Source organism: Natrinema versiforme (genome assembly GCF_005576615.1).
Taxonomy (GTDB): Archaea; Halobacteriota; Halobacteria; order Halobacteriales; family Natrialbaceae; genus Natrinema; species Natrinema versiforme_A.
On record NZ_CP040330.1, the window covers coordinates 92,365 to 117,969 of the forward strand.

The 25,605-nt window shown below is 66.1% G+C and carries 26 protein-coding genes; 12 read left to right on the plus strand and 14 right to left on the minus strand.

The features are described 5' to 3' along the window. Positions 1-45: 45 nt before the first annotated feature. On the minus strand, positions 46-570 hold the full coding sequence (locus FEJ81_RS00450) for a hypothetical protein (RefSeq protein ID WP_138243411.1): 525 nt from the start codon (positions 568-570) through the stop codon (positions 46-48). Between the two features lie 75 nt (positions 571-645). Next, a complete protein-coding gene (locus tag FEJ81_RS00455; RefSeq protein ID WP_138243412.1) occupies positions 646-1,521 on the minus strand; it encodes an HVO_0234 family beta-propeller protein in 876 nt (291 codons plus the stop codon). A 95-nt stretch (positions 1,522-1,616) separates the two neighbouring features. Here FEJ81_RS00455 and glmM point away from each other — a divergent pair, with 95 nt between their 5' ends. Continuing rightward, a complete protein-coding gene (gene glmM, locus FEJ81_RS00460) occupies positions 1,617-2,993 on the plus strand; it encodes a phosphoglucosamine mutase (protein ID WP_138243413.1) in 1,377 nt (458 codons plus the stop codon). 279 nt (positions 2,994-3,272) lie between these two features. Here the strand turns inward: glmM and FEJ81_RS00465 are convergent, their stop codons facing one another. The 3 genes from FEJ81_RS00465 to hisI all read right to left on the minus strand — a co-directional run bounded on the left by FEJ81_RS00465 (position 3,273) and on the right by hisI (position 5,285). Continuing rightward, complete coding sequence (locus tag FEJ81_RS00465) at positions 3,273-3,668, minus strand: universal stress protein (RefSeq protein WP_138243414.1); 396 nt, start codon at positions 3,666-3,668, stop codon at positions 3,273-3,275. A 68-nt stretch (positions 3,669-3,736) separates the two neighbouring features. Beyond that, a complete protein-coding gene (locus FEJ81_RS00470) occupies positions 3,737-4,915 on the minus strand; it encodes a DUF7118 family protein (RefSeq protein ID WP_138243415.1) in 1,179 nt (392 codons plus the stop codon). A gap of 1 nt (position 4,916) precedes the next feature. After that, the gene (hisI, locus tag FEJ81_RS00475) at positions 4,917-5,285 is read right to left on the minus strand and encodes a phosphoribosyl-AMP cyclohydrolase (protein ID WP_138243416.1); all 369 of its coding nucleotides are present in this window, start codon (positions 5,283-5,285) and stop codon (positions 4,917-4,919) included. A 403-nt stretch (positions 5,286-5,688) separates the two neighbouring features. Here hisI and FEJ81_RS00480 point away from each other — a divergent pair, with 403 nt between their 5' ends. Both FEJ81_RS00480 and FEJ81_RS00485 read left to right on the plus strand, forming a co-directional pair. Continuing rightward, on the plus strand, positions 5,689-5,985 hold the full coding sequence (locus tag FEJ81_RS00480) for an AbrB/MazE/SpoVT family DNA-binding domain-containing protein (protein WP_138243417.1): 297 nt from the start codon (positions 5,689-5,691) through the stop codon (positions 5,983-5,985). Continuing rightward, positions 5,982-6,422: a PIN domain-containing protein gene (locus FEJ81_RS00485; RefSeq protein WP_138243418.1), complete on the plus strand. Its 441-nt coding sequence runs from the start codon at positions 5,982-5,984 to the stop codon at positions 6,420-6,422. The genes FEJ81_RS00480 and FEJ81_RS00485 overlap by 4 nt, the downstream gene beginning before the upstream one ends. Before the next feature lie 87 nt (positions 6,423-6,509). On the opposite strand, the gene serA is transcribed toward FEJ81_RS00485, so the two are convergent. Further along, complete coding sequence (serA, locus tag FEJ81_RS00490) at positions 6,510-8,096, minus strand: phosphoglycerate dehydrogenase (protein WP_138243419.1); 1,587 nt, start codon at positions 8,094-8,096, stop codon at positions 6,510-6,512. A 353-nt stretch (positions 8,097-8,449) separates the two neighbouring features. Continuing rightward, positions 8,450-9,127: a hypothetical protein gene (locus FEJ81_RS00495; protein WP_138243420.1), complete on the minus strand. Its 678-nt coding sequence runs from the start codon at positions 9,125-9,127 to the stop codon at positions 8,450-8,452. 153 nt (positions 9,128-9,280) lie between these two features. On the opposite strand from FEJ81_RS00495, the gene serB reads away from it, so the two are divergent. Both serB and FEJ81_RS00505 read left to right on the plus strand, forming a co-directional pair. After that, complete coding sequence (gene serB, locus FEJ81_RS00500; protein WP_138243421.1) at positions 9,281-9,925, plus strand: phosphoserine phosphatase SerB; 645 nt, start codon at positions 9,281-9,283, stop codon at positions 9,923-9,925. Positions 9,926-10,122: 197 nt separating this feature from the next. Continuing rightward, complete coding sequence (locus FEJ81_RS00505) at positions 10,123-10,503, plus strand: hypothetical protein (RefSeq protein WP_138243422.1); 381 nt, start codon at positions 10,123-10,125, stop codon at positions 10,501-10,503. Between the two features lie 187 nt (positions 10,504-10,690). Here FEJ81_RS00505 and FEJ81_RS00510 read toward each other — a convergent pair whose 3' ends face one another. The 3 genes from FEJ81_RS00510 to FEJ81_RS00520 form a co-directional block, all read right to left on the minus strand. Further along, entirely contained in the window at positions 10,691-11,539 is an 849-nt protein-coding gene (locus FEJ81_RS00510; RefSeq protein ID WP_138243423.1) for a hypothetical protein, read from the minus strand. Positions 11,540-11,676: 137 nt separating this feature from the next. Then, positions 11,677-12,888 (minus strand): homoserine O-acetyltransferase MetX, encoded by a 1,212-nt coding sequence (gene metX, locus FEJ81_RS00515; protein WP_138243424.1) that lies wholly within the window; start codon positions 12,886-12,888, stop codon positions 11,677-11,679. Beyond that, positions 12,885-14,231: an O-acetylhomoserine aminocarboxypropyltransferase/cysteine synthase family protein gene (locus FEJ81_RS00520; RefSeq protein WP_138243425.1), complete on the minus strand. Its 1,347-nt coding sequence runs from the start codon at positions 14,229-14,231 to the stop codon at positions 12,885-12,887. The genes metX and FEJ81_RS00520 overlap by 4 nt, the downstream gene beginning before the upstream one ends. A gap of 172 nt (positions 14,232-14,403) precedes the next feature. On the opposite strand from FEJ81_RS00520, the gene FEJ81_RS00525 reads away from it, so the two are divergent. Further along, on the plus strand, positions 14,404-14,742 hold the full coding sequence (locus FEJ81_RS00525) for a DsrE family protein (RefSeq protein WP_138243426.1): 339 nt from the start codon (positions 14,404-14,406) through the stop codon (positions 14,740-14,742). A gap of 274 nt (positions 14,743-15,016) precedes the next feature. Here the strand turns inward: FEJ81_RS00525 and FEJ81_RS00530 are convergent, their stop codons facing one another. Next, entirely contained in the window at positions 15,017-15,673 is a 657-nt protein-coding gene (locus FEJ81_RS00530; RefSeq protein ID WP_138243427.1) for a DUF6517 family protein, read from the minus strand. Between the two features lie 139 nt (positions 15,674-15,812). On the opposite strand from FEJ81_RS00530, the gene FEJ81_RS00535 reads away from it, so the two are divergent. From FEJ81_RS00535 to FEJ81_RS00550, 4 genes are all read left to right on the plus strand, one after another. Next, positions 15,813-17,045, plus strand: coding sequence for an MFS transporter (locus tag FEJ81_RS00535; protein WP_138246683.1), 1,233 nt, complete (start codon positions 15,813-15,815; stop codon positions 17,043-17,045). Between the two features lie 114 nt (positions 17,046-17,159). Further along, positions 17,160-17,630 carry a twin-arginine translocation signal domain-containing protein gene (locus FEJ81_RS00540; protein ID WP_138243428.1) on the plus strand — a complete coding sequence of 157 codons (471 nt, stop codon included), beginning with the start codon at positions 17,160-17,162 and terminating at the stop codon, positions 17,628-17,630. Between the two features lie 397 nt (positions 17,631-18,027). Next, a complete protein-coding gene (locus tag FEJ81_RS00545; RefSeq protein WP_138243429.1) occupies positions 18,028-19,140 on the plus strand; it encodes a pyridoxal-phosphate-dependent aminotransferase family protein in 1,113 nt (370 codons plus the stop codon). 117 nt (positions 19,141-19,257) lie between these two features. Continuing rightward, complete coding sequence (locus tag FEJ81_RS00550) at positions 19,258-20,601, plus strand: hypothetical protein (RefSeq protein ID WP_138243430.1); 1,344 nt, start codon at positions 19,258-19,260, stop codon at positions 20,599-20,601. Between the two features lie 202 nt (positions 20,602-20,803). Here FEJ81_RS00550 and FEJ81_RS00555 read toward each other — a convergent pair whose 3' ends face one another. Next, positions 20,804-22,153 (minus strand): S8 family peptidase, encoded by a 1,350-nt coding sequence (locus FEJ81_RS00555; protein ID WP_138243431.1) that lies wholly within the window; start codon positions 22,151-22,153, stop codon positions 20,804-20,806. A 416-nt stretch (positions 22,154-22,569) separates the two neighbouring features. Continuing rightward, entirely contained in the window at positions 22,570-22,860 is a 291-nt protein-coding gene (gene eif1A, locus FEJ81_RS00560; protein WP_006431933.1) for a translation initiation factor eIF-1A, read from the minus strand. 136 nt (positions 22,861-22,996) lie between these two features. On the opposite strand from eif1A, the gene FEJ81_RS00565 reads away from it, so the two are divergent. Continuing rightward, entirely contained in the window at positions 22,997-23,176 is a 180-nt protein-coding gene (locus FEJ81_RS00565; protein ID WP_138243432.1) for a DUF7470 family protein, read from the plus strand. A gap of 67 nt (positions 23,177-23,243) precedes the next feature. Continuing rightward, the gene (locus FEJ81_RS00570; protein ID WP_138243433.1) at positions 23,244-23,504 is read left to right on the plus strand and encodes a hypothetical protein; all 261 of its coding nucleotides are present in this window, start codon (positions 23,244-23,246) and stop codon (positions 23,502-23,504) included. 9 nt (positions 23,505-23,513) lie between these two features. Here FEJ81_RS00570 and FEJ81_RS00575 read toward each other — a convergent pair whose 3' ends face one another. Then, positions 23,514-25,487, minus strand: coding sequence for a DUF460 domain-containing protein (locus FEJ81_RS00575; RefSeq protein ID WP_138243434.1), 1,974 nt, complete (start codon positions 25,485-25,487; stop codon positions 23,514-23,516). Positions 25,488-25,605 lie beyond the last annotated feature (118 nt).

Consider the following 25,605-nt stretch of genomic DNA (forward strand, 5'->3'; position numbering starts at 1 on the left):
AGCGAGTCCGTTTGTGATCGTGTCGGTCCTCGCCGACTCGCTCGTTCACTCCTCGGCGTCGTCTAAGGTCGCATCGCCGTCGCCGCAGGGACCGCCGTCAGTGGTGCTCGGGACCGTCAGTTCGCCGTTGCGACCGATCATCGCGAAGACGTTGACACAGTCCGGATTGTTCCACCGCGCCGGCGTTACCTGCGTCGGCTCGCCGCCGTCGAGTCGGAACATGACGCTGAACGATCCCGGTTCGGTCGGCCAGTTTCGCTCGAGTTCCGCGCCATCGTTCTCGGCGAGTTCGTTGGTCGACCAGTGCTCGGGCCCGTCGCCGAACTCGACGATGACGTCGATCGTGTGCGCCTCGTCGTCTACGTTCTCGAGGGAGATCTCTCCGAGCAGCGTGCCGCTGGCTGCCTCGGTGGTTTCGCTCCCGGTTTCCGGGTCCGCGCTCTCGTCCCCGTCCCCGTTCCCGTTTCCGCCGTCTCCGTTTCCGTCGTCACCGCCCATACAGCCGGCGACCGCGCCGGTGAGCGCGGTGCCGGTCGCGGCCAGTAGTCGTCGCCGCGGTAGCTCGTTCATGTACTGAAAGCGAGTGATCCTGGCTAAATAAACGTCCGTCAGACATCGGCCGCAATCTCGGTCTCGTACTCGAGATCAGCGTTCTGCCCGCCGCGGTGGGACGGCGAGGCCCGTGACGCCGGTGATCCCCAGCGTTCGCGTCCGCCACTCCCCCTCGCTCACCGAGCAGAACGTCCCCGACTCCGTGACGGCGTACACCGTGTCGCCGTAGCCGACGCCCACGATCCGGCCCCTCGAGCGGTCCCCCGACCGCTCCCGCCACTCGTCGTCGTCGGCTGCGTACTCGTAGACCGCGTCGCCGGCGACCGCGTGGGCGCGGACGAGCTGACCGGGCTCCGAGCGCGGGTCCGCCGCGACGGCGTCGAACTGCCCCTCGAGGATCTCCATCCAGCCGTTGCCGAGCTTGTAGAGGCCGTCGGCCGTGGCCGCGAGCGGGACGCCGGCGGCCGAGACGTCCCGCACGTCCGTCAGCCCGGCGTGATCGAGCCCGCCGTCGTGGGCGCGGTAGACGCCGCTGTCGGTGCCGACGAGGTCGCCGTCGATCGCCCGCACCGCGGCGACGGTCTCGTCCTCGAGGGGGGTCCACTCCTCGGACCCGGCCGCTCGACACGCGAGGCGACCGTCCGGGTCGGCGGCGATCAGATCGCCATCGTCGTCGTAGCCGACGGCGACCGCCGGACCGAAGCCCGTTTCGACGAAGGGGTCGTCGCCCGCGTCGTCGGTGTCGGCTCCGTCCTCGAGCGTGCGTATCCGAACGTCCTCGTCGGTCGCGACGGCGACGGCGTCGCGGGTCGCTGCGATATCCCGGGCCTCACAGCGCTCGCAGAGGCCGAACTCGCCGACGGTGTCGCCGGCGACGCGGACGCGGACGACGCCGATCGCGCTCGCGACGTAGGCGGTGATCGCCCCCTCGCGGTCGCCGTAGACGCGTTTCTCTTCGATCGAGTCCATACGGGAACGTTGCGGGGGCGGGCCGAAAACGTTCCGTCCCGCGTCGGAATCGGGTTGCGGAATCCCTTTGAGGAGTCCGGTTAGACTAGCGCGTGATGCAAGTCTTCGGATCGAGCGGGACGCGGGGCGTCGCCAACGAGGAGTTGACGCCCGCGTTCGTCCTGCGCGTCGCGAAAGCGGCGGGGACGATCTGGCGCGACGGCCGCGGTGGGGGCCGAGTCGCGATCGCTCGCGACACGCGCCACACGGGACGGATGCTGGCCGATGCGGCCGCCAGCGGACTGGCGAGTACCGGCACCGACGTCGACCGTCTCGGGATCGTCCCCACGCCGGGGGCACAGGCCTACGCCGAACGGGAAGGGGTCCCAGTGATCGTCATCACGGCCTCGCACAACCCGCCACCGTACAACGGCGTCAAACTAATCGGCAGCGACGGCGTCGAGCTCTCGATCGCCGCCCTCGAGACGATCGAAGAGACGCTGCTCGCGGAGTCCTTCGCCGTCGCCCCGTGGGACGAGACGGGGCGCGTCCGCGAGATCGACGGCGTTCGACGGGAGTACGTGGACGAACTGCTCGCGGCCGCGGATCGGGAGACGATCGCCGACGCCAATCTCACCGTGGCGCTCGACCCGGGCCACGGCGCGGGGTCGCTGACCAGTCCCGAATTCTTCCGGGAACTCGGCTGTCGCGTCGTCACCGTCAACGGTCAACCCGACGGCCACTTCCCCGGCCGCGACCCCGAGCCGGTCCCCGACAACCTCACCGATCTCGGCCGGCTCGTCCGCGCGACCGACGCCGATGTCGGCATCGCCCACGACGGCGACGCCGATCGGGCCATCTTCTTCGACGAAACCGGCGAGTACGTCGAGGGCGACGCCACCTTCGCCGCGCTCGCCGCCGCCGAACTCGAGGCCGGAGACACCACCGTCTCCGCCGTCAACGTCTCCCAGCGGCTCGTGGACGTGGTTGACGAGGTCGGGGCCGAACTCGAGCTCACCCCCATCGGCTCGACGAACATCATCACGCGTATCGAGGAACTCGAGGCCGACGGCCAGCGGGTGCCGATCGCGGGCGAGGGCAACGGCGGGATCTTCTTCCCCGACTACCGGCTCTCGCGGGACGGGGCCTTCACGGCCGCGCGATTCCTCGAACTGGTCGCCCAGCGGCCAGTCAGCGAGATCGTCGCGCCCTACGACGGCTACGTGAACGTGCGGCGCAACGTCGAGTACGAGTCGACGGCCGAACGCGACGCGATGCTCGACGCCGCGGCCAATCAGGCCCACGCCGCAGATGCCGAACTCAACACCCGCGACGGCTACCGGCTGGACCACGGCGACGCGTGGGTGCTCGCCCGCCCCTCCGGGACCGAACCGCTGGTCCGGATCTACGCCGAGGCCCGCGACGGCGACCGCGCCGCGGAACTCGCCGGCGACATGTACGACGCGCTCGCCGCCGCGAAGGCCGACGTTTGAACCCGGGTTCTGCTGACAGATCCGAGCCGCGAACCGTACGGCCATCATGTCTCGCTCCGTCCCGTGCAGTCGGCATGCGGTGGCGCGCGCTATCGCTCGTCCGAACGAGAGTGAGGACGACCGATGACACTGCGCGAGGGATGAGCGAGGACATAGTCCGAGCGAATCGGTTGGGGAGGGCGTGGCGATTCCTTGTTGCCACGATAGCAGGACGGTCTTTCCTGTTCGTCTCTTTTCGAAGCCTATTGTCCAGATTCCGGATCAGTTACGACCGGTCTATCACGGAACGATCGTCACCGGAATCTCCGCACGCCGCGTGACTGCCTCCGCGACGCTGCCGAGCAACACCCGCGAGACGCCGGCTTTCCCCTCGCTGCCCATGACGATCGCGTCGACGCTCTCTTCGGCCGCGTACTCGAGGATCGCGTCCGCCGCCCCGCTCCCCGTGACGACGGCCGTCTCGACCGCCTCGTCGTACTCGTCGGCGAGCGCGCGAACGTCGGCGAAGAAAGCTGGCTCGTCGTCCCCCGCGACGACGCTGCCGTAGTCCGCCTCGAGGTCGTCGACCGCGTGGACGACCGTCATGCGATCGGCCGGCACCCACTCGAGGGCGTGCTCGAGTGCCGCTCGCGCCGGATCGGAGCCGTCCATCGGGACGAGGACGTGTCTGGTCATACGCGACCATTCGGAGAGTAGCGGCTAAAACCCGGGGTCGGTGGCGTCTCCTGTTCGGGCTCCCGGACTCAGACCGGATCTTCGGTCTCGAGCGCGTCCTCGAGTCGCTCCCGTTCGGTCCGGAGGGCCTCGAGTTCGTCCGCGACGCGACCGTCGGTCAGGCGCTCGCGCTCGGCGGGGCTGAGTTGGGCGACCGCCTGCGCGGCGGTCTGCAGGCGGTCGTAGTCGGGATCGGTCGCGAGCAGGCGAACCTCGCGCAGCGCCGCGACGGTGTCTTCGTCGGCGATCCGGGTGACGAACGGGCGGTACTCCCGCGCCCGACGGCGCAGTGCGCCGGCCGGCTCAGGGGGCCAGTCGATCGTCAGCGGCTCGGCGTCGATCCCGTCGAGATACGTCTGCTGAGTCGCCACATTGCGCTTGAGTTCGTCCGCGCTGTCGACGTAGTGCGAGAGCTTCGACCGGGAGTAGTCGGCGTACTCGAGCAGTTCGGGGATCGTGTACTCGCCGGCCGAATTCTCGCGCACGTAGCCCGCCAGATCCTCGGGCGGCCGCTCATAATTCACGAACGGATACCACTGACTGCGCTCGAGCAGGTCGAACACCTCGCGCGCGCTGGCCTCGAGTCGGTACGCCGCGAACGCCTCGCGGACGGCCTCGTTGTAGGTCTCGATCGGCGCTCGCAGGCGCTCGACCGGCGCGTCGAGATCCGCGTTCGCCAACTCGAGCAGCCGTTCGCGCTCGTCGATCTCGTCGCCCAGTCCCCGCAGGCGTTTGGCGGCCGCTTTTCGGGCCTCAGCCAACTCCTCGCGGGCGGCCTCGCGGTCCTCGAGCAGGTCGGCGTACTCGGCGGCCGGCTCGAGGCACTCGCGGGCGCGCTCGAAGTCCGATTCGCTGAGCCGGCGCTTGTCAATCGCCTCGAGGGCGTCCTCGAAGGCCTCGTACTCGGGGAGATCCTCGGACAGCCCGGAGACGAGCCCGTCGAACTTCCCCTCGAGTTCGATGTAGGCCTGGAAGTTCTCCTTGCCGGTCCCGGTCGCGCGGTCGACGTAGTCCTCGAGGAGGGTCGTCGCGTTCCGGTAGGCCGCCGTCACTTCCTCGACGGTCTCTTCGCCGTGGTCCGCGATCCGTTCGTCGGCCGTCGCGAGTCGCTTCCGGGCGGCTTCGAGGGACTCGAGTGGCGTCGGCTCGCCGGTACGCCGGTCGGGAGCGCTCGAGCCGGCGTCGGCGGGAGGGGCGCGTTCGCTCATCTCACTCGTAGACTGCGTCGGGATCGAACACCTGTTCGCCGACGTTCTCGCCGTCGATCGTCCGGTAGAAACACGACCGGTGGCCGGTGTGACACGCGCCGCCCTCCTGGTCGACCAGATAGAGGAGCGTATCGGCGTCGCAGTCCACCCGGACCTCTTCGACGGCTTGGACGTGGCCGCTCGTCGCGCCCTTCTCCCAGAGCTCGTCCCGACTCCGGGAGTAGTAGTGCGCTCGACCGGTCTCGCGCGTCCGCTCGAGGGCGTCCGGCGAGACGTACGCGAGCATCAGTACCTCGCCGGTGTCGGCGTCCTGTGCCACGGCGGGGACGAGTCCGTCCTCGCCGAAGTCGACCGAAACGTCGTCGTCCATACTCGCGGTATCGGTCGGCCGAGCGATAGGTCTTTTGCCGCTGGTGGCGGCACGCATCGCTGCTCGAAAACGGCGGAATCAAAAAAAGTCGGAGCGGTGTTAGCGGCCGGTCCAACTCCAGCGGCCGAGGAGGAATCGGACGGCCGCGTACACTCGGAACCTGCGACGTCCTCGAGGGCGCTCTTCGTCGGTTGCTGTACTGGACCGCGGTACGGAATCGCCATGTCTCTCGCCTCCTACGGGAAATAGGCTCCCGGAGGCAGTAAAGCGCGCTCATGAACGGACTGACTGCCTGAGTGAGGAGACCGAGTACGATTTTGGAATAGCACTCGTTTCGAATCCGTCCTCTACTGACCTATAGCGGTGCTTTTAGTAATGATCGGCCCTAGATGTACAACTAACAATGAGTAGTAATACGCACACTCCAGAAGTTGTACGCGTCTCCCAGAAGGGCCAGACGACGATTCCGAAGGCACTCCGAGAGAAGTTCGGCATCGAGACGCCGGGCGAGGTGTTCGTCTACGAGGAGGGCGAACGGATCGTCATCGAACCCGTCCCATCACCCGAGGAACTCCACGGGATTCACGCCGGCGGGCGCGAATCCGGAACGGTTACCGATCGAGTCCGAGAACTCAAAGACGCCGACCATCGCCGCGAGGAGGAGACCCTCGAACGCCTCCGGCCGGATAGTGACGAATGAGCGATTGCTACGTTTTCGATACCGAGGCGATTATCGCGTATCTTTACGGCGAACCCGGCCACGAAACCGTTGCGACGGTCCTTTCTGCTGTCTTCGACGGCGATGCTGACGGCTTTCTCGCGGAGCCAAATGCCACCGAAGTATTCTATCTCGTCGCCCGTTTCGAAGGGACGGAAACCGAAACGCCGACCACCGACTCGTTTCGCATCGCCGATCGAGATCTCCGCGCGATCGAGCGCCGAGGACTGACCGTTACGTCTGCTGACTGGCGACTCACCGGGCGGGTCAAAGCTGACGGTCACATTTCACTGGCCGACGCGGCTGCTGTTGCACTCGCATATGAACGAGATGCGACGCTTCTCGTCGGTGGTGACGACGATTTCGACGAACTCCCTCTCGAAGTATCGTGCAAACGATTCCGCGACCACGGCGTATAGCCCCTGATTCTGAGACATGACGGGACACCGCTTCGGATCGAGACGAAAAATAGCGCTCCGTCAGTCGGTTCGACTCCTCGAGGCCGATCAGGCCTGTCCGTTCAGCGTGATGTCGCTGACGCCGATGACGCGCTCGTCGTCCTCGAGTTCCGCTTTGGCTTCGGCGGGAACTTCGCTGTCGACGTTGTAGACGGTGAGCGCTTCGCCGCCGATGGTCTCGCGGGCGTTGAACATGCCGGCGATGTTGACGCCGTGGTTGCCCATGACGGAGCCGATGAGGCCGATGACGCCGGGCTCGTCGGTGTTTCGCGTGACGACCATCCGGCCGTGGGGGATGGCGTCGACGCGGTAGCCGTCGATGCGGACGATGCGCGGGTCGTCGCCCGCGAAGAGGGTTCCGTCGACGGAGACCTCGTCGTCGTCGTTGCTGACGGTCACGGAGATCAGGCTCTGGAAATCCTCGGCCTGTCGGGTCTTGGATTCGGTGACGTCGACGCCGCGGTCCTCGGCGATCTGGGGCGCGTTGACGGCGTTGACCTGCCACTCGAGGGGCTGGAAGACGCCCTTGAGCGCGCTCGCGGTGACGAACTCGACGTCCTCGTCGGCGATGTCGCCCTCGTAGGTGACCTCGACGGTCTCGATGCGGCCCTCGAGCAGTTGGGCGGCGACCTTGCCGGCGGTTTCGGCGAGGTCGATGTAGGGCTCGACGCGGGGGAACGCGCTCTCGTCGATCGAGGGCGCGTTGAGCGCGTTCGCGACCGGCTCGCCGACCAGCGCGGCGTTGACCTGCTCGGCGGTGGAGGTGGCGACGTTCTCCTGTGCGGCCTCCGTCGAGGCCCCGAGGTGGGGCGTGACGATGATGTCGTCGTGCTCGAGCAGCGGCGAGTCCGCGGCGAGCGGTTCCTCGGCGAAGACGTCGAGCGCCGCGCCGGCGAGGGTGCCGTCCTCGACTTTCGCCGCGAGGGCGTCCTCGTCGACGACGCCGCCGCGGGCGCAGTTGATCAGGTAGCCGTCGCCCAGCAGATCGAGTTCGTCCTCACCGATCAGCCCCTCCGTTTCGGGGGTCAGCGGCGTGTGAACGGTCACGAAGTCGGCGGCCTCGAGACACGGCTCGAACTCGACGAGTTCGGCGCCGATGCGCTCGGCGCGCTCCTCGCTGATGTAGGGGTCGTAGGCGACGATGTCCATGCCCAGCGAGTCGAGTTTCTTGGCGACCTCCTGCCCGACGCGGCCGAGGCCGACGACGCCCAGCGTCTTGCCGTCGAGTTCGGCGCCGAGGTAGTCGCTTTTCGCCCACTCGCCGTTCTTCAGGCGGATGTGGGCCTGTGGGATCGAGCGCGCGGCTGCGAACGTCATCGCGACGGTGTGTTCGGCCGCCGCGCGAACGTTCCCCTCGGGAGCGTTGGCGACGATGACGCCGTTGTCTTTCGCGGCGTCGATGTCGATGTTGTCGACGCCGATCCCCGCTCGGCCGACGATGACCAGTTCCTCGGCGGCGTCGAGGACGTCTTCGGTGACCTCCGTCCCCGAGCGAACGATCATGCCGTTCGCGTCGGCAACCGCCTCGAGGAGGTCGTCGTCCTCGAGTTCGTAGCCCGTCTCGACCTCGTGGCCGGCGTCTCTGAGTACGTCCAGACCCGCATCGGCGATGGGATCCGTGACGAGAACCTTCATGCGCGAGACAACCGTGTGGAGCATGTAAACCCTTCCGTTGTGGTCGGAGGTGGCAAAAAATACCGCGGTCGACCGCGTGTCCGTTTCCGGACTGACAGCTCCGTGCCGTTCTCCCGGCGTCGTCCGTCTCGTGTTGCTGACACGAGCGGTCGATCCGTGCTCGAGCCGACGGCGGTCGCCGGGCAGTTCGGAGCCGTGTGCCAGCGGGTGGGCCCGTCGCTGTCGATCGGGCGTCGCGGATCGTCTTCCCAGTGAGATCCCGACCGGTGACGATCGTCAAGACCCCGGTCGACGAAAGTGCGTAGTCGTTTCAGCACCGGATCTCGAGCGCCCATCTCAGCCGACCGCCGGCCTTAGCGGTCATCGGCCAGCAGTCGCGGGACGGCGGCGACGGCGGCTCCGATCGCGACGAAGACAACGACGGTCCCGCCAATCGTCAGAAAGAAGGACACGTCGGTCGGCACGGTGATCGGCTCCGGATTAGTCCCTTCGGGCGTCCACGTGGCGATCAGCGAGAGGCCGACCGCTATCGCGAGGTAGCTCAGTCCGAACGAGCCGAGCGCGAGGCCGGCGTCCGAACGCGTCTCGAGGCGGACGGAGCGAACGAGCAGATAGCCGGCGACCAGCAACACGACGACCGGAACGAGCGCGGTAACGTGGCTGAGGAAGCCTTGACCCATTCTAAATCCGAAGCCGATCGATTCGCCGCCCTGTTCGATCGGTGCACCGTGGCTCCCCAGCGTCACGAGCCCCGCGAGGATCCACCGGCTCGGCTCGTCGTCCGCTCCCGTTCCCGACACTGCGATCAGTACGCTCACGAAGTGATAGGCCACCGCGTAGACGACCGCGAAGGCACTCACGCCCGACGCGAGCCCGGCTTTCCACGGCGAAACGGCCAGTTTTCGCCGCCTGCGACGCGGACCGTCGGTCGGATCGTCGCCATTTCCGCCGTCCCCGCCGTCCTCGCTCTCGTCGGGTTCCCGTTCGTCCTCGAGCGAGGGCCCCGTCTCGTACTGCTGATTCGATGACATGTGCCCGGCAACGAACGACGACCGGGAATACGTTTCGGTCGTTCGACGCGTGGAACCAGCACCGTCTCGAGCGACCGTCCGCGGCCTCGACGGCGAGCCGTCGCGGAACCGAAACCTGAACTGGTTTATCCGGGGACCGACAATCGGTGCGCAATGACAGTCGTCGCTTTCGACTTCGACGGGACGCTTTCCGACTCCGAAATGACCGTGCTGCTCGGCGACCGCCGCGGCGTCGCCGCGGACATGGACGAGATCACCGAGCGCGCGATGAACGACGAGATCGAGTACGCCGAGAGCCTGCGCAAGCGCGCGGCCCTGCTCGAGGGGCTCCCGGAGGCTGAGGCCGAGGCGGCCTTCGACGAGGTCGTCCTCCGCGAGGGTGCGGCCGACCTCATCGCGGAACTGAACGACGCCGGCGTCACCACCGCCATCCTCACGGGCGGGTTCGAACGCGGCGTCGCGGCCGCTCTCGAGCGCGAGGGCGTTGCCGTCGATCACATCGTCTCGAACCGACTCCCGATGAAAGCGGACGAACTCACGGGCGCGGTCGAGGGACCGCTGATCGAGGGCACCAAGGACGACGCGCTCGAGGACCTCGCCGACGACGTCGGCGTCGACCTCGCGGACACCGTGGCGGTCGGCGACGGCGCGAACGACCTGCCGATGCTCGAGGTCGCAGGACTGGCGATCGGCTTCGAGCCGAAGCCGGCGGTCGAACCCCACTGTGACGTCGTCGTCACGTCGATGGCCGAGGCCCGCGAGACGTTGGTCGACGACGGCGTGCTCGCCCACCACTGAGCCGTCGGCGATACGCACGATTTATCGTTCGTAACCGGCTGTTGTCGGTTCGCATCTCTCGCCCGATTCCGGACAGTCGGTCGCTATTCACCGTTCTCGTTAATCGAGCCGAACCGTCAATTTCCGGCGACTCTCAGGCCTAACGACCCATTTCTCCACCGAGAGAGTTTTAACTCATAGCCGAGTAAGTGCTCTTGATGATGTGGCAAGACTTCGTATTCATGCTCGGAAGCGGCCTCTCGATCGTCTTTCTCGCGCCGACCCTGCGCGACTCGAGTGCGCGGGTCCCGCTCGGCACGAGCCTCCCGTCGATGGGGATCGGGTTCATTTACAGTATGACCTTCTTCACGCTCGGGATGACCTTCTCCGCGACGGGCGCGTTCGCCGCCGGGTCGATGTGGTCGCTGATCGCCCTGTTCCGGTCGCCCCAGGGCATCTCGATGAAACTCGTCGCCCGCGAAAACCTCGCGCTGTTCGTCTCCGACGTGCAGTACTGGCTCGCCCGCCGACGGTCGGACACGACTCACGCCGAACAGTACGCCCCGTTCGAGCACAGTCCCGACCAGCAGCAGTACTAATCTTCCGGCGCGCAGTCTGAATTCGTTCCCGTTCCCGTTCTTCTCGACAGCGGACCGCTCGATAATCGTCCGACGATCGCTCTCAGCGGTGCGATTCGGACGCGGATCCGTTCTCAGCGTCGGTCGCGGCGAAAAATGAATCGTCCTGCGACACTGTCCGTCTCGAGAGCAACGTCTCCTCGTCCCGTTACTGGACCTTCGCCATCACGGTCTCGAGCGCGTCACGAGGCTGGGTGAGCAGGCCACCGACGGCACCGAGGATCGCCGGCACGATGATTCCCGCAAAGAGGATCGCGTCGGTGGTCGACGGGCCGAACTCGACGCCGGAGGGAACCGAGTCTCCCGCGTCGTTGAGGTAGTCTCCCTGCTCGAGTCCGAGAACACCGGACGTCTCGCTACCGATGAGCGAGGTGACGGTCGGTACCTCGGAGTAGGCGTGGGTCATCAGGAACGCCGCGAGAGCGGCGAAGACGAGGTACGGGAGGGTGACGGTGACGCCGGCTTTGACGGCGTCGACGGCGTTGTCAGCGTCTGTATACTTGGCGACTCCGTACCCCGCAGCGACGATACTGCCGATCGTTCCAAGGAACAGGACCAGTGTCGCCAACTCGAACGCACCGTTGAGGCCGTAAATCACGCCGTTAGCACTATTTATGATGGGACTCGCGAACGCAGCACCGTGATTCGGCGCGTCACCGAGCGTCGCGACTTCACCATCAACTTCGAAGCCCGTCCCGAACACGCTTAGATAACTCCAGCCGGCTGCTTTCCAAGAGGCGACCATGTCTGTCACGACTACAGATGCATCCTCTCCTGTCCCAACCGACTGTGCGATCGGGGATGTCTGTGCCGTGACGATCATTGTCATGAGCAAATGTGCGAGATACGTGGCGACCACGCTGATAGCACCGAACACTGCCCCCTCCTTGAGCGGTAGACCGGACCCGTCGTCTAGTGCTCCCTGTCGCTGTGCCTGCGACTGCTGTTGTTGCCCTGCCGGTTCGTCGTCGTAATCCAGTTGCTTCCCGTCTGACATCATCGAATCATCAAACAGAGAGATATTATACCTTTCGGCACTATTTTTCACGAATCTCGGTTATCGACCGTGAAACGCCGTTTAGAAGCGTCTTCCGACCTACCTAATATCCATAATATATAGCCAACACTAACGCATTACTTCGAAAAGAGGCTCGTGTGGACCGGGGCGAACTCACCGGAGTCGTCGGTCTCGGGTTCGGTGTCGGTGATCGCGCGGCCGGCGAGTCCCGTCCCGAGCAGGTCGGCGACCGGTGGCCCGACTTTTTCGGGTTCGACGAGGAACGCGTCGTGGCCGTGGTCGGATTCGACGACGTGGTGGGCGACGTCGACCGTGGCCTCGCGACAGGCCTCGGCCAGCGCCTCGGCCTGTTCGGTCGTGAAGTGCCAGTCGCCGGTAAACGAGAGGAGCAGGAGTTCGCCCTCGAAGGCGGCCAGCGCGTCGGCGTCGGACTCGTAGCCCGCCGAGAGGTCGAAGTCGTCCATCGCACGGGTCATGTAGAGGTAGCTGTTCGCGTCGAACCGATCGGTGAACTTGTCGGCCTGATAGTCCAGATAGGACTCGACCTCCCGGTAGGGGAAGAAGGCGGCCGCGGGGTCGGGCGGCTCCTCGCGAACGGCCTCTCGTCCCGCGGAGCGGCGGCCGAACTTGCGGCCCATCGAGGCCTTCGAGAGGTACATGATGTGGCCGATCTGGCGCGCTCGAGCCAACCCCTCCTTGGGTCCGGGCCCGGGCCCGTCGTAGTAGTGGCCGCCGTTCCAGTTGGGGTCGCCCGTGATCGCCCGCCGGGCGACGGTGTCGAGCGCGAGACACTGGGCGTCGAGCCGGGCGGCGCTGGCGACCACGCCGGCGCGTTCGACGTCGTCGGGGAAGCGCTGCAGCCAATCGAGGACGTTCATGCCGCCGACGCTGCCGCCGACGACGGCGTGGAGCCGGCCGACGCCGAGTTCGTCCAGCAGTTTCCGCTGGGCGCGGGTCCAGTCGCCGACCGTGACCGGCGGGAAGTTGGTGCCGTAGGGCTCGCCGGTCTCGGGATTCTCGCTCGAGGGTCCCGTCGTTCCGTAACACGACCCCGGCGCGTTCGCACAGATGACGTAGTATTCGGTCGTGTCGATCGCCTTCCCGGGGCCGACCACGTCGCCCCACCACGCGCGGGCCTGCCCGGCCGTCTCGCCGCCCGCGTCCGGCCGGCGGGCGACGTGGGCGCTGCCGGTCAGCGCGTGACAGACCAGGACCGCGTTGTCGCCGGTGAACTCGCCGTAGGTCTCGTAGGCCACTTCGAGGTTCGGAATCGACTCCCCCGAGAGGAACTGGAACTCGCCCAGATCGGTCGTGTTCTTCGTCGTCACGGACGCTCACCCTCGTCCCGACAGGCCCGCGTCGCCGCCGCGATAGCTTGCTCGAGGTCGGCCAGAACATCCTCGGGGTCCTCGATTCCGACCGACATCCGGATCAAGTCTTCCGTCACGCCCGCCTCCTCGCGCTCTTCGGGCGAGAGCTGACCGTGAGTGGTGCTCGCGGGATGGATCACGAGCGTCTTCGCGTCGCCGATGTTCGCGAGGAACTGCGCGACCTCGACGTTCTCACAGAACGCCTTGCCCGCCTCGAATCCCGCCTCGAGGCCGAACGCGACCATGCCGCCGAAGTCCTCGAGATATCGCGTCGCGTTGTCGTGCGTGGGATGATCTTCGAGTCCCGGATGCGTGACCCACGCGACATCGTCGTGGTCGGCGAGGTACTCCGCGACGATCGCGGCGTTCTCGCAGTGCTTCTCGACGCGCAGGGGCATCGACTCGAGGCCCTGGAGGGTCTGCCACGCGTCGAACGGCGACTGCTGATTGCCCAGACTGCGCAGCGAGCGGAATCTGGCCGCGGCGGCGAAGGGTGCCTCGGGGAAGTCCCGCGAGAAGTCGACGTCGTGGTAGGCGTGGTTCGGCCCCGCGATCTCGTCGTAGCCGTGCTCGCCCCACGGGAAGGTGCCGCCGTCGACGAGGACGCCGCCGACGGTCGTCCCGGAGCCGTGGAGCCACTTGGTCGTCGACTCCCAGACCACGTCGGCTCCGTGCTCGAGCGGCCGGCAGAGGGCGGGGGTCGCGAAGGTGTTGTCCACCACGAGCGGCACGCCGTTGTCGTGGGCGATCTCGGCGACTCGCTCGAAGTCCGGCGTCACGAGCGAGGGGTTGCCGATCGTCTCGACGTGGACGAAGGCGGTGTCCTCGTCGATCGCCTCCTCGTAGGCGTCGTACTCCAGCGTCGGGACGAATTTCGGTTCGATGTCCCGGCGGGTCGCGGTCTTCGAGAAGTAGGCGGTCGTCCCGCCGTAGGTGTCCGTCGAGCAGACCACGTTGTCGCCCGCTTCGGCGAGGATCAGGACCGCGGAGTCCAGCGCGGCCATGCCGCTGCCCGTCGCGACCGCGCCCGCGCCGCCCTCGAGATCGGCGAGGCGATCCTCGAGCGTCGTGACGGTCGGGTTGGCGATGCGAGAGTAGATGTAGCCGTCGTCCTCGAGCGCGTAGCGGTCGGCCGCGGTATCGGCGTCCTCGAAGACGTAGGAGGTCGTCTGGTAGAGCGGCGGTGCCATCGCGCCGGTCTCCGGATCGGGGGACTGGCCGGCGTGGACGCTGCGCGTTCCGAGTCCGCGCTCGACCCGCTCGCCGTCCGCATCGTGCCCGTCGCTCGCGTCGTCGCTCATGTTTAGTATGCATACTACTCCACGTTCATATGCACCGCAGTAACGGCAAAAACCGCAGACTAGAGAATATCATGCACGGATAACTCAGCCGCTCGAGCCGGAACCGACGGTTCTCACGACCGCTTCGCTTGCAGGCTCAAACGCTATTGTCGGACGACGGCGCTAATTGCGTGTGCAGACAGTCTTCCATCTCATCGCCGACGAACCCGAACAGCAACAGACCGCGCTCACGATCGCCGAGAACCTCACGAAGGACGACTCCGTCGAGATCGACGACATCGCCATCGTCGCACAGGCCGACGGCATCGAGCCGCTGACGGCCGGCGGCGACGGCAGCGACATGGTCGAATCACTGCTCGAGACCGGCATCTCGGTCAAGGCCTGCGGGAACACGCTCGACCTGAAAGACCTCGCGGAGTCCGACCTCGTCGAGGGCGTCGAGACCGTCCCGTCCGGCGGCGGCGAACTCACGCGCTTGCAGAGCGAGGGCTACGCCTACATCCGTCCGTAGGTCCGTCTCCAACCCGAGAGCCGTTTTCGAAACCCAACTGATCCGGTTCGGTACGGGCGAACACTGTCCTATTCCAGTCTGGTCAATCGATACACGATGGCGCGCTGTGGCCGGCCGAGCGAAAGCGAGGACGGCCGACATATTGCGCGAGGGATGAACGAACGACCAGCGGGAGTGAGTGAATCGGTTGGGGAGGGCGTGGCGATTGCCTGCTGCCACGATAGCAGACCACTCGTCTTCGTCGGAACCACTCCGGAAACCCAGTCAGTCGATTTCACTCGTGCTCGAGCGACTCGAGCATCGTCCGCACGGCCTCGGATTCGGTCTCGAAGCCGTTGACCTGCGGCGAGACCGCGACGCAGATCACGAAATCGTCGCCGTGGGCGACGGGGTCGCTGACTTTCACGGAGACGTCGAGCGTGGTCCCGGTCTCGATCAGTCGAGCGCTCGCCTCGTACCGGGCGAGCGTCGTCTCGGTCCCCAGCATCGAAATCGACCGCTCGTCGACGAACTGGACGTCCTCGAGTCGGTCGTACCGCTCCTGAATCATTGCGACGAGGTCGTCCGTCGAGTACTCGCCGACGGGATTGAACGTCTTCCCCAGTACGGTCACCTGCGGCGTCGTGAGGACGGCGACGACCGCCGCCTGTACGCGCGTCAGCCCGACCCTATCGAGTGCGATCGCCCGGTCGTACTCGGCGTACCAGTTCCGGGCCTCGATCGAGCGCTCGATGCCAAAGCGGCTGACGGTCCGCTCGACGACGACCTCCTCGACGGTGTGTTCCTCGTAGCCGGTCTCCTCGAGCGCCGCCCGCGAGACGGTCCCGACGGTCGACGAGAGCGAGTCCTCGGCGACCCCGGTACAGCCGGCGACGATCCCCGTCCCGGCGGTCGCTCCCGCGGCGAGTAACTCGCGGCGCGTGACTGTCATCGATAGCCACAGGTCGCCGGCGAACGAAAACGCGTCGATTCCGCGCGTCTCCGCGATCGGCGCTGACGGTATTGGCGGACGGAGTCGGGGACCGCCCGAGACGAACGGCTTCATACTCCCGCAGTCCCAAGGGGCGCTCGTGCACTCGAGTGACCGGGACCGGATCGTACTCGCCGCCCTCGTCTTCGCGGTATTGTTCTCGCAGGTGCTACTCTATCCGGGTGTCGCAACGCTCGTGGACGCGCTGGGTGCCGACGCGGCGACGTCGGCGTTCGCGGCGACGCCGCTCGACGCGAGCATGTGGTTTCTGGTCGCCGAATTCGCCGCCTACGTCGCGTTCGTCGGCGTCTGGGGCGTCGCGAGCGACGCGACCGGCCGGCGCACGCCGTTTATCGTGGTCGGCGCGCTGGCCGGCGCGGTCGGCTACGCCGTTCTTGCCGCCGCCCCGGCGCTCGGATCGGTCCCCTTCGGCGGCGTCCTCCTCCTGCGCGTCTTTCAGGGGGCGATGACCATCGGCGCGTTCTCCCTGACGATGACCATGCTGATGGACCTTGAGGGGGGCCACGGCCGGAACATGGGCGCGGCGGGGATCGCCATCGGACTCGGCGCGGCGCTCGGCGCGCCGATCGGCGGCCAACTGACGGAGTTCAGCCCGCTCGCGCCGCTGCTCGTCGCCGCCGGCCTGCTGGTCTGTGTCGGTGCGCTCGTCTCGCTGGTCGAGGACCGCGCGGTCGACGACCGCCGGAGCGCTCGAGCGCTCGTGGACGGCATCCGCCGGCAACCGACCCTCTCGATCCCGTACGCGTTCGGCTTCGTCGACCGGCTCACGGCGGGCTTTTTCGCGCTGGTGGGAACCCTCTACTTTCAGGAGACGTTCGGGCTCGACGCCGGGACGACCGGCCTCATGCTGGCGTGCTTTTTCGCGCCCTTCGCCCTGTTGCAGTATCCGATGGGTGCCCTCTCGGACCGGATCGGCCGCACCGTTCCGATCGTCGTCGGCTCGATCTGTTACGGCGGCGGTATCCTCCTCGTCGGCGCCTCGCCGTCGGTTCCGACCGCCGCGATCGCGATGGGCGGCGTCGGCGTCCTCGGCGCGCTGGTCGCCCCCGCGACGATGGCGCTCGTCACCGATCTCGCCGACGAGAGCGAGCGCGGGATCGCCATGGCCGGGTTCAACGTCGCCGGGAGCCTCGGCTTCCTCGGCGGCTTCCTCATCGGCGGCACCGTCGCCGGCACCTACGGCTACGACCTAGCGTTCCTCGTCGTCGGTGGCCTCGAGATCGCCATCGCCGTCGTCACAGTACCCGTCTTCCTGCGCCTCTCGCTCGAGCCGACTGAGCGGTTTCGATCGGGCGACAGCCGGGATACCTAATCCCTCTGTAACAGGTCTGGCAGCGGTGACTCTCCTATCTTGTGGTATGGATTCGCATAACGTTGTATCGGGAGAAGGTATCAATTTTTATGTGCACAGGGCCAACCTCCGGTGATGGCACGAGATAATCCGGTTTCGCGGCGGACAGCACTGAAGCTCACCGGTGCGGCAGCGTCGACGGCGCTCATCGCCGGTTGTAGCAGCGATGACGGCAACGGCAACGGTAACGGAAACGGCGGCGGCGCAAGCGAGTACGAAGCCGAGCCGGAGGACGAGATTCACTTCGAAGCGACGACCGGTGACTGGACGGGTATCAAGCCGTCGGAGATCGAGGGCTCGTCGAACCCGACGCTCATCCTCGAGGAAGGCGAGACCTATTATATCGGCTGGACAGAGGGCAACAATACGGAACACAACATCGAAATCTGGGACGAGAACGACGAGGTCGTCGAAGAGTACGAGACCGAGGAGGTCTCCGAGCCCGACGACGACCAGATTCTCGAGGTCACGGCGACTTCCGATATGGTCGCGTACGTCTGCGATCCGCACTCCTCCCAGATGCACGGCGAAATTCAGGTCGAATAACTGACTGCGGATTCTTCCGTTTTCGAGAGTCGCCCCGCTGTTGATCGACCGGCGGTCTCGACCGCGAGCGAAACTGCCGATCGCTGCTGACTATTTCCGTTTTGGGACTCGGTATTCGACTCCTGTCTATCCCGATTCCTGTCGAGTCACGGTCGATCGAATAAAGTGCTGTACTTATATAATTCACCGAACAGAGCCCCCTCTGACCCTCTCGATGAGACTCTTGCTCGTCGCCGGTGTGTACCTCGCCGGGAGTAGGGCACCGAGACCGACCGCGCGACGGAGTCAGGAGCGACGACCGTCGTCGAAGCTGGCGCGGGTCCCGAATTCGCCGGTGGTGCGGTATCAAAAGTACCATACCGTCTCGCGACGCAGTGGACCGCATTCAGGTGGTTCCATGACCGAGAAACGCGAATACAAAGACGACTACCCCGACAAGACGCTGTATATCCCGGGTCCGACCGAGGTACGCGAGGACGTTATCGAGGCGATGGGCGAGCCCATGTTCGGCCACCGCATGGACCGGATGACCGACCTCTATACGACCATCGTCGAGGACACGAAGGAGTTCCTCGGCACCGACAACGACGTCGTCATCCTCACGGGGTCGGGGACCGAGTTCTGGGAGGCCTCGACGCTCAACCTCGTCGACGAGAACATCCTCGTGCCGACCTGCGGGAGCTTCAGCGAGCGCCACGCCAACGTGGCCGAGCGACTGGGCAAGAACGTTGACCGGCTCGAGTACGACTGGGGACAGGCCATCAAGCCAGAAGACATCCGCGAGACGCTTGAGGAGAGCGACAACCACTACGATGTCGTCGCGACCGTCATGAACGAGTCCTCGACGGGCGTGCGCAACCCGATCGAGGAGATCGGCGACGTTATCGCCGAGTATCCGGACACCTACTTCGTCGTCGACGCGGTCTCCTCGCTGGGCGGGGACGCCGTCGACATCGACGAGCACAACATCGACGTGATCTTCGCCTCGAGTCAGAAGGCATTCGCGATGCCGCCGGGACTGGCCGTCTGCGTCGTCAGCGACGACGCCTACGACCGCGAACTCGAGAAAGACTCCGCGTCGTGGTACGGCGGCTTCCAGCGCACGATCGACTACTACGACCGCAAAGGTCAGACCCACTCCACGCCGGCGATTCCGATCATGCTGGCCTATCGCAAACAGATGAAACACATGCTCGAGGAGGGCCACGAGGCCCGAGACGAGCGCCACCGGGAGATGGCCGAGTACACCCGCGAGTGGGCTCGTGAGCACTTCGACATGTTCCCCGAGGAGGGGTACGAATCGCAGACGGTGAGCTGTATCGAGAACACGCAGGACATCGATGTCGCCGCGACCATCGACGCCGTCAGCGAGGAGTACGACTTCGTCTTCTCGAACGGCTACGGCTCGCAACTCGGCGAGGAGACGTTCCGCATCGGCCACATGGGCGAACACGACCTCGAGTCGATCAAGGAACTGACCGACGCGATCGAGGACGTCGCCGGGCTGTAGAACCCCGACGTCGAACGATAGCGACGACGGTGTACTCGAAACACGGTCGGCCGAAGCGCGTCGACGCTGCGGAAGTAGTTATTTGTTTTCGGACGGGAACGTTGGCAGTAAAGCAGTATGAAAGGGTCCAAGTACACCTTCGAGACGGGGTCCAGACCGGCCGACGAGATCGCGGCCGAGATCGAAGCCGTCATCGACCGGCTCGACGACGACGGCTATGTCAACAGCTGTCTGGACAACATCTACTGGCGACCCGGCGGAAGCACCTATAGCGGGGCGTGGGACGACAACGCCCCGCCGGGAGAGATCGAGGCGCCGCAGGTGGCGAAAACGTCGACAGAAGACCACAGTTACAGCGGCGAGGCGCGGCTGTACCGCCGGTTCGACGGCGAGTACGTTGCCGTCGACGTCTTCAGAACGCTCGCGCGCAGTTTCTGGGCAATCGCGGACTACCTGGCCGCCAACTACGGCCTCGTCCCGGCCCTCAACAACGGGAGCTACCGACTGTTCCCTGCGGATCGACAGCTTCCTGGCTGTCACGAACTCCCGCCGGAGGACCCGCAGTCGGAGCGAGAAGCGACGCTGTTCGCCGTCCTGCGAGACGGGCGTGACGACCTCTCGCTCGAGGAGGCCGCGACGGTGCTGGACGTCGATGAGTACTACCACCTGTTCGCGACGAAAGTACCCGACGCGGTCGAGGATTCGGAGATCGATCGGCGAGTCATCGAGTGGCTCGAGAGCGACGATCCGGACCTGCGGGCGCGGGCCGTCCGATGGATCGGCACCGTCGCGACACGGCCGACGAATCGCTCGTGGGGGACCACACCTCTTGGCAAAACCGTGTCGAGTCATACTCCGGACGACATCCCCTCGCTCGACGGGACCGATACGTTCGAACGGTTCGTCCGCACGCTTCCGGCGGTCGATACGGCGACACAGCGGCTGGTCGCGCGTACGCTCTGGGAACCGTGGCTACTGAGTACCGACAGATCCCCGAAGCCGGACCACGTGAGTGTCCTCGCGGGACATCTCGACGCCGAGTTGCCGGAGGTACGGGTAGGGGCACTCCACGGTGCCAGTCGCGTCCTCGGCGAACTCGTCGTCACCGCCGAGAACAGCGCCGACGGTCCCGACTCCCTCGAGGCGCTGGCCCCCGCAATCGAGGCGTTCTACGACGCGTACGTCGCCGCGCTGTCCGACGAGCATCCGATCGTGCGAGCGCGGGCCGCCGACCTGATGGTGTCCGTTCTCGCGGGAGAGCGCGGCGACGGTGTGATGCTCATCGCCGAGCGGCTACTGAACGCAGTCCCTCTCGAGACGCGAACGGAGATGGTCCGCGGTCTCGCCCGACTGAACGAAGAGCGGGAATCAGTCGCGACCCGGATTACCGACCGAAACGTCGAGCGCCTGGCCGAGCGCGTGTTTGACGAGGACGCGACCGGAGAGCGCTCGAACGAATAGACAGAACGTCACTACTCGTGGCGAGCAACCGGGCACAGTCGGTGACCGGCCGTCATCGAACGTCCCGCCTACCCTGCGACTCTCGCGGTTCCGAACGATCGAGCCGAGTCTCGGCGTCTTCGGTCGACCGCTGAGGGGAAGCTGAGCGACGGAGCCACCGATCGAAGCGCGACGAGTCAGTTCGCGCGATCGGCACCGCCGGTCATTCGAACAGCCCGAAGAGCCACTCGAAGACGCCGGCGATCAGGTCGACAAACCACTGGACGATCGACCGGAATCCGCCGACGGGACCGTCGCTCCACTCCCTGCCCTCAGTCGCACGCTCGTCGCCGAGGGCCGCGCGGGCGTTCACGAGCCCGTCTCCTTCTGCGCAGGTTCCGAGCACCGTCTCCGCCGTCTCGCCGAGGATCTTCCGGACCGGGTCGGTCGGTCCCGGGCCGTCCTCCTCGCGAGTCTCCCAGACGAGCGCCGCGACGCCGGTAACGAACGGGGTGGCGACGCTCGTGCCGCTGGCCTCGGCGTACTCGTTGTCGACGGTGCTCGAGGTGATGGCCGTCCCCGGTGCTAGCAGGTCGACGGCCGAGCCGACGCTGCTGTAGGATGCCAGCCGGTCGTTTTCGTCCATCGCGGTCACCGCGACGACGTTCTCGTGGGTCGCCGGATAGGTCATCGTCTCCGCGGCACACGAGTCGCTGCCGTCGTTGCCGTCATTCCCGGCCGCACAGAGCAGGAGGTGGCCATCCGAGTGTGCGGCGTCGATCGCCCGGGCGAGCGTGGCACTCTCGGCGTCGCCGCCGAGGCTCATCGAGATGATCTCGATGTCGTTCGACATGCACCAGTCGATCCCGGCGATCAGTTCGCTGTACCGGCCGGAGCCGTCGTCGCCGAGCACCTTCACCGCGTACAGATTCGCCGCTGGAGCGACGCCCACGACGCCGCGGTCGTTGTCGTCGGCACCGGCGACCCCGGCGACGTGGGTCCCGTGGCCGTGGCGGTCCTCGTAGTCCCCGGCCGTTCCGTCGGCGGTGAAGTTCCGACCGCCGGCGACCGACAGGCTGCAGTGGTCCGACTGAATTCCCGTGTCGAGAATTCCCACGTCGACGCCCGATCCGTCCGGTTCGACGGCGTCGGCACCGATCCGTTCGACGCCCCACGACGCTCGTTGGTCGGGATGGGTCGCACAATCCGACCCGCCGGGCGGATCGAAGAGGTTCGGCAGGGACGGCGACCAGTCCGACGGAATTCCCGTCTCGTCGTCCTCTTCGACGGTCGCTACGCGACGATCCTGACGCAGTTGGTCCAGTCCGGTCGACGGCACCTCCGCGACGACGAACTCGAAGTTGTCGAACTCGAGGACCGTCGTGCCGTCGACGGCCTCGATCACGTCAAGAAGTTCGCCGAGTTCGTCCAGCAACCCCGTCTTCGGATGTATGAATACCCGCTCGGTGTCGGTGGCGATACCGTCCTCCGCTGCCGACGCCGGCATCCCAAGCAGCCCCGCCGCGGCACCGGCTCCGATCCCACCGAGTACCCGTCGCCGGCTGAGTTTCATGCGCAGGTGGATGAACAAGGGCGGAATAAGTCTTCTGTGTCGACTGACAGTCAGTAGATACGATGGATTGCGCTTTCTCGAGCGCCATCGGGTTGTATTCGCTCGGACACGAGCCTCGAGAACGCGGATATGAACCTAGTTCATGCGTCCCGTCGGCGAGTGAGCGGTTCGGAGAACCCGAGCGGTGCGCGGTTCGGAGCCCGTAGGGCGAGAACCGCGGAAAGCGAACGGGGAACGAAGTGGCCCATGAGCACCGCCGTTCACCGCGAGCAGCCGACAGGCTGCGAGCGGGCTGACGACTGACCCAGAATGAACGTAGTGAATGGCGGGGAAGGAGGAACGCTTTTGATCGAAATTTTACCGAGAGCGCGGCGCTGCCGCGCTCTCGGTAAAATTTCGCAGCGTAAAATTTCGTTTTATGGAATATGGCCTTCGTCGCGCAACTGGTCCGCTTCGCTCTTCTCGTAGCGCCACGTGATGTCGGCTTTCTCGTCTTGCCAGTCCCAGGGCTCGACGAGGACGACGTCGTCCTCACGGATCCAGATGCGTTTCTGCATCTTGCCGGGAATGCGAGCGGTGCGCTCTGTCCCGTCAGCACAGCGTACTTTGACCCGATTCGCCCCGAGCATGTTCGTGACGGTCGCGAAGACCTCGTCGTCCTCGGGCATCCGGAGGTTCTTCCGACCACCCTCACCGTCGTCGCTCATGGCCGTGGATTGGCGGTCGAGCGGTTTAACCCTTTACTGATTCGATCGGCCGAATCACGTCCTGCTGGGGCGCATGTGACCGCGGTGAGACCCCGAAACCATGCCGTTTATTTCGCTCGGCTCTGGAATCCCGCGTATGTTGAAAAACCTCGGTGCACTCGGTATCGCCGGTATCGTGATCCTGCTCGCCGGTATCGGTCTCATCGCGTCTCAGAATCCCCTGATCGCAGCGGGAATGGCGCTCATCGTCGCCGGCCTCGGGCTGGTCGTCAAGTCCCTGATTTCGGGGATGCTCCAGAGTTTCGGCATGTTTTGACCGCTCGCTCGTCTGCCCCGGGGTACTGAGGCTCAAGCGTTTTGCGCCTGCGTCTCGTTGTCTCCGTATGGGACACACGCTCCAGTACTACGATCTCGTGTTGATCGCGATCGCGACGAGTCTGGGGACCGGAGCCGTCGTCGGCTACGCGACGCCCGTCCCGCTCCCGGTTGCGATCGTCGGCCTCGGGATCGTCGCGATCGCCTTTATCGGCCACGCGCTGTTCGTCAACGGGCCGGTCGACGATACCGAGGATCTGAGCGAGGAGGTCGCACTTGAGGACGTGCCGACGGTGCTGTCGCCGGTCGAGTCGGGACCCGAACCGTAACCGATCGATCTATACTTCGTTGTCGCCAGCTCGGTGTTCGCTGATGAGCTGGTCGACCATCGCCGCTTTGCGATCCCGTTTCCGGTCTTCGGCTCGCTCGTGCCAGTCGTCGATGGCCGCCTCGACGTCGGCCTCGCGAGCGACGGCGAGTTCGTCGACCTCCTGCATGGCGACGTCGTCCGCGGGGCCGACCGGAATCTCGCTCTCGAAGAGGATTTCGTCGGCGATTTCGGAGAGGCCGCCGTCTTTGAGAATCACGCGGGGGTCGAACTCCGCGAGCAGTTCGGCCGTCGAACGGCCCGCACCGCTGGCGTCGCGGATGTAGACCACGTCGCCGCTGGCGATGCCGTACTGCTCGTCGGCCTCGCGGATCGCGCCCTTCGTAAACTTCTCGACGACCTTGACCGGGACCAGCCCCTCCTTCTCCGCGGAGACGTCGCTGAAGTTCGAGTGATCGAGCTTCCAGAGGGCTTTCATCCGCTCGACTTTCCGCTCGAGCGTCTCGACCTCCTCGCGGGCCTCGTCGCGCTCGCGTTCGAGTCGGTTCGCCTTCCGCTCGAGGCGGCTCACCTCGCGGTCCCGGCGGACCTCCTTGCGCTCTTCGCGACGGGCGACCCCCAGTTCGGTCTCGAGTTCGTCGATCCGGTCGTCGCGGTCCTCGACGCGGCCCTCGAGGCGCTCGACGTGTGACTGCAGCCGCTCGACCTGTCGCTCGAGGTCCTTGATCCGTTTTTCCTCCTCGCTCAGTTCGCGGGGCTGGTGCTCGGTGGATTCCTCTTGGGATTCGTCGTCGTCGTTCAGGTCGGTGAGGACGGCCTCGACGCTCTCCTCGCCGGCGACGACGCGGGCGGTGACCTCGCCGCGGTCGATCCCCGGCGGGAGTTTGTCGGCGATCCGCGCGAACTGGTCCTCGTGAGCGTCGAGGGCGTACAGCGCGGCGGCCATCGCGTCGCGCTGATGGTCGTTATCGTAGGGGTGCTCGCGCGTGCGGTGTTGTTTCTCGTCGACCGGCAGATCGGTTTCGGGGGCCCAGCCCGCGGCGTCGAAGCTCCGGCGGAACTTCTCGACGGTCTCGGGCATCGGCGTCACGTCCGCCGCGACGATGACGGGCCGGCCGCGCTCGACGATCCACTCGATTACGTCGGCGGTGTCGCTGGTGCGGGAACTCCAGACGTCTAACACCTCGCCCTCGAGGCCGACGATGGCGACGGCGGTCGTCGTCCCGGGATCGATCCCGACGATGACGTGATCGCGGCGCTTGACCAGCGGCCGGAACTCGATGCCGTCGCGGCGCTGGCGCTCGATCTCGACGCGGACGTCGCCCGACCGATTGCGCGAGACGGGGATGTCGCTCGGCCGGGCTTGGACGGTGAAGATGGCGTTTGCGAGGCCGCCGTAGGACTCTCGGGCGTCCTTCTCGAACTCGAGGTTCGCGTCCTCGAGTTCGGACTCGACCTCGCGGGCCCGTTTCCGGACCGAGCCGTGGATGCGGCGGGTGTAGCGGTCCTCGCTCCAGCCGCCGCTGCCGGTCGAGCGCCCGCGTGCGACCTTGACTTCGGTCGTGTCGGTAAAGGCCGAGACCTCGTGGCCGACGTTGTGGGCGGCCAGTCGGGCCGCGGCCTCGGCCTCCTGCATCGGGTCCTTTCCGTACGGGATGTTGTGTCGCTTCGCGACGCGGGAGAGCGGCTCGGGCTGTTCGGCACCCGTCACTTGGACGAGCATGGTCCCGGCGGGCAGCGAGCCGAGGAAGTGGATGAGCTGGTCCTTGTCGGCGGCCAACTCGTACATGTTGTCCGTCGCGATGATCGCCGGCTCCTCGTCGTCGATCAGTCGCCTGAGCTTTCGGTGGCTGACGACGTCCCGGGTGACGTCTTCCCCGTCGTAGACGGCCAGTGCGTACGATGGCGCATCGCCGCGCACGTCACCACTTTGGATGTCGACGCCGAAGACGACTGCATCGAGCGCACTCGTTCGCGTACTCACAGAGAGCTATAGGAACGAGACGGCTATAAATCCGACGCGGGTTCGCACGCCGCTCGAATCGCGGACCGCCGGCGCTCGAACGAGATCGCGACCGTGGTCACGGCGACGGGGACCCGTC

Bases quoted from the DNA above. Each gene is read 5' to 3' on its own strand.
- FEJ81_RS00470 (WP_138243415.1), bottom strand. From the start codon at position 4,915: ATGAGCGAACGCGCCCCTCCCGCCGACGCCGGCTCGAGCGCTCCCGAC.
- glmM (WP_138243413.1), top strand. From the start codon at position 1,617: ATGCAAGTCTTCGGATCGAGCGGGACGCGGGGCGTCGCCAACGAGGAG.
- FEJ81_RS00565 (WP_138243432.1), top strand. From the start codon at position 22,997: ATGTTGAAAAACCTCGGTGCACTCGGTATCGCCGGTATCGTGATCCTG.
- FEJ81_RS00570 (WP_138243433.1), top strand. From the start codon at position 23,244: ATGGGACACACGCTCCAGTACTACGATCTCGTGTTGATCGCGATCGCG.
- FEJ81_RS00450 (WP_138243411.1), bottom strand. From the start codon at position 570: ATGAACGAGCTACCGCGGCGACGACTACTGGCCGCGACCGGCACCGCG.
- eif1A (WP_006431933.1), bottom strand. From the start codon at position 22,860: ATGAGCGACGACGGTGAGGGTGGTCGGAAGAACCTCCGGATGCCCGAG.
- FEJ81_RS00480 (WP_138243417.1), top strand. From the start codon at position 5,689: ATGAGTAGTAATACGCACACTCCAGAAGTTGTACGCGTCTCCCAGAAG.
- FEJ81_RS00540 (WP_138243428.1), top strand. From the start codon at position 17,160: ATGGCACGAGATAATCCGGTTTCGCGGCGGACAGCACTGAAGCTCACC.
- FEJ81_RS00545 (WP_138243429.1), top strand. From the start codon at position 18,028: ATGACCGAGAAACGCGAATACAAAGACGACTACCCCGACAAGACGCTG.
- FEJ81_RS00495 (WP_138243420.1), bottom strand. From the start codon at position 9,127: ATGTCATCGAATCAGCAGTACGAGACGGGGCCCTCGCTCGAGGACGAA.
- FEJ81_RS00465 (WP_138243414.1), bottom strand. From the start codon at position 3,668: ATGACCAGACACGTCCTCGTCCCGATGGACGGCTCCGATCCGGCGCGA.
- FEJ81_RS00520 (WP_138243425.1), bottom strand. From the start codon at position 14,231: ATGAGCGACGACGCGAGCGACGGGCACGATGCGGACGGCGAGCGGGTC.
- FEJ81_RS00530 (WP_138243427.1), bottom strand. From the start codon at position 15,673: ATGACAGTCACGCGCCGCGAGTTACTCGCCGCGGGAGCGACCGCCGGG.
- serB (WP_138243421.1), top strand. From the start codon at position 9,281: ATGACAGTCGTCGCTTTCGACTTCGACGGGACGCTTTCCGACTCCGAA.
- FEJ81_RS00555 (WP_138243431.1), bottom strand. From the start codon at position 22,153: ATGAAACTCAGCCGGCGACGGGTACTCGGTGGGATCGGAGCCGGTGCC.
- FEJ81_RS00510 (WP_138243423.1), bottom strand. From the start codon at position 11,539: ATGTCAGACGGGAAGCAACTGGATTACGACGACGAACCGGCAGGGCAA.
- FEJ81_RS00485 (WP_138243418.1), top strand. From the start codon at position 5,982: ATGAGCGATTGCTACGTTTTCGATACCGAGGCGATTATCGCGTATCTT.
- hisI (WP_138243416.1), bottom strand. From the start codon at position 5,285: ATGGACGACGACGTTTCGGTCGACTTCGGCGAGGACGGACTCGTCCCC.
- FEJ81_RS00505 (WP_138243422.1), top strand. From the start codon at position 10,123: ATGATGTGGCAAGACTTCGTATTCATGCTCGGAAGCGGCCTCTCGATC.
- FEJ81_RS00455 (WP_138243412.1), bottom strand. From the start codon at position 1,521: ATGGACTCGATCGAAGAGAAACGCGTCTACGGCGACCGCGAGGGGGCG.
- serA (WP_138243419.1), bottom strand. From the start codon at position 8,096: ATGAAGGTTCTCGTCACGGATCCCATCGCCGATGCGGGTCTGGACGTA.
- FEJ81_RS00550 (WP_138243430.1), top strand. From the start codon at position 19,258: ATGAAAGGGTCCAAGTACACCTTCGAGACGGGGTCCAGACCGGCCGAC.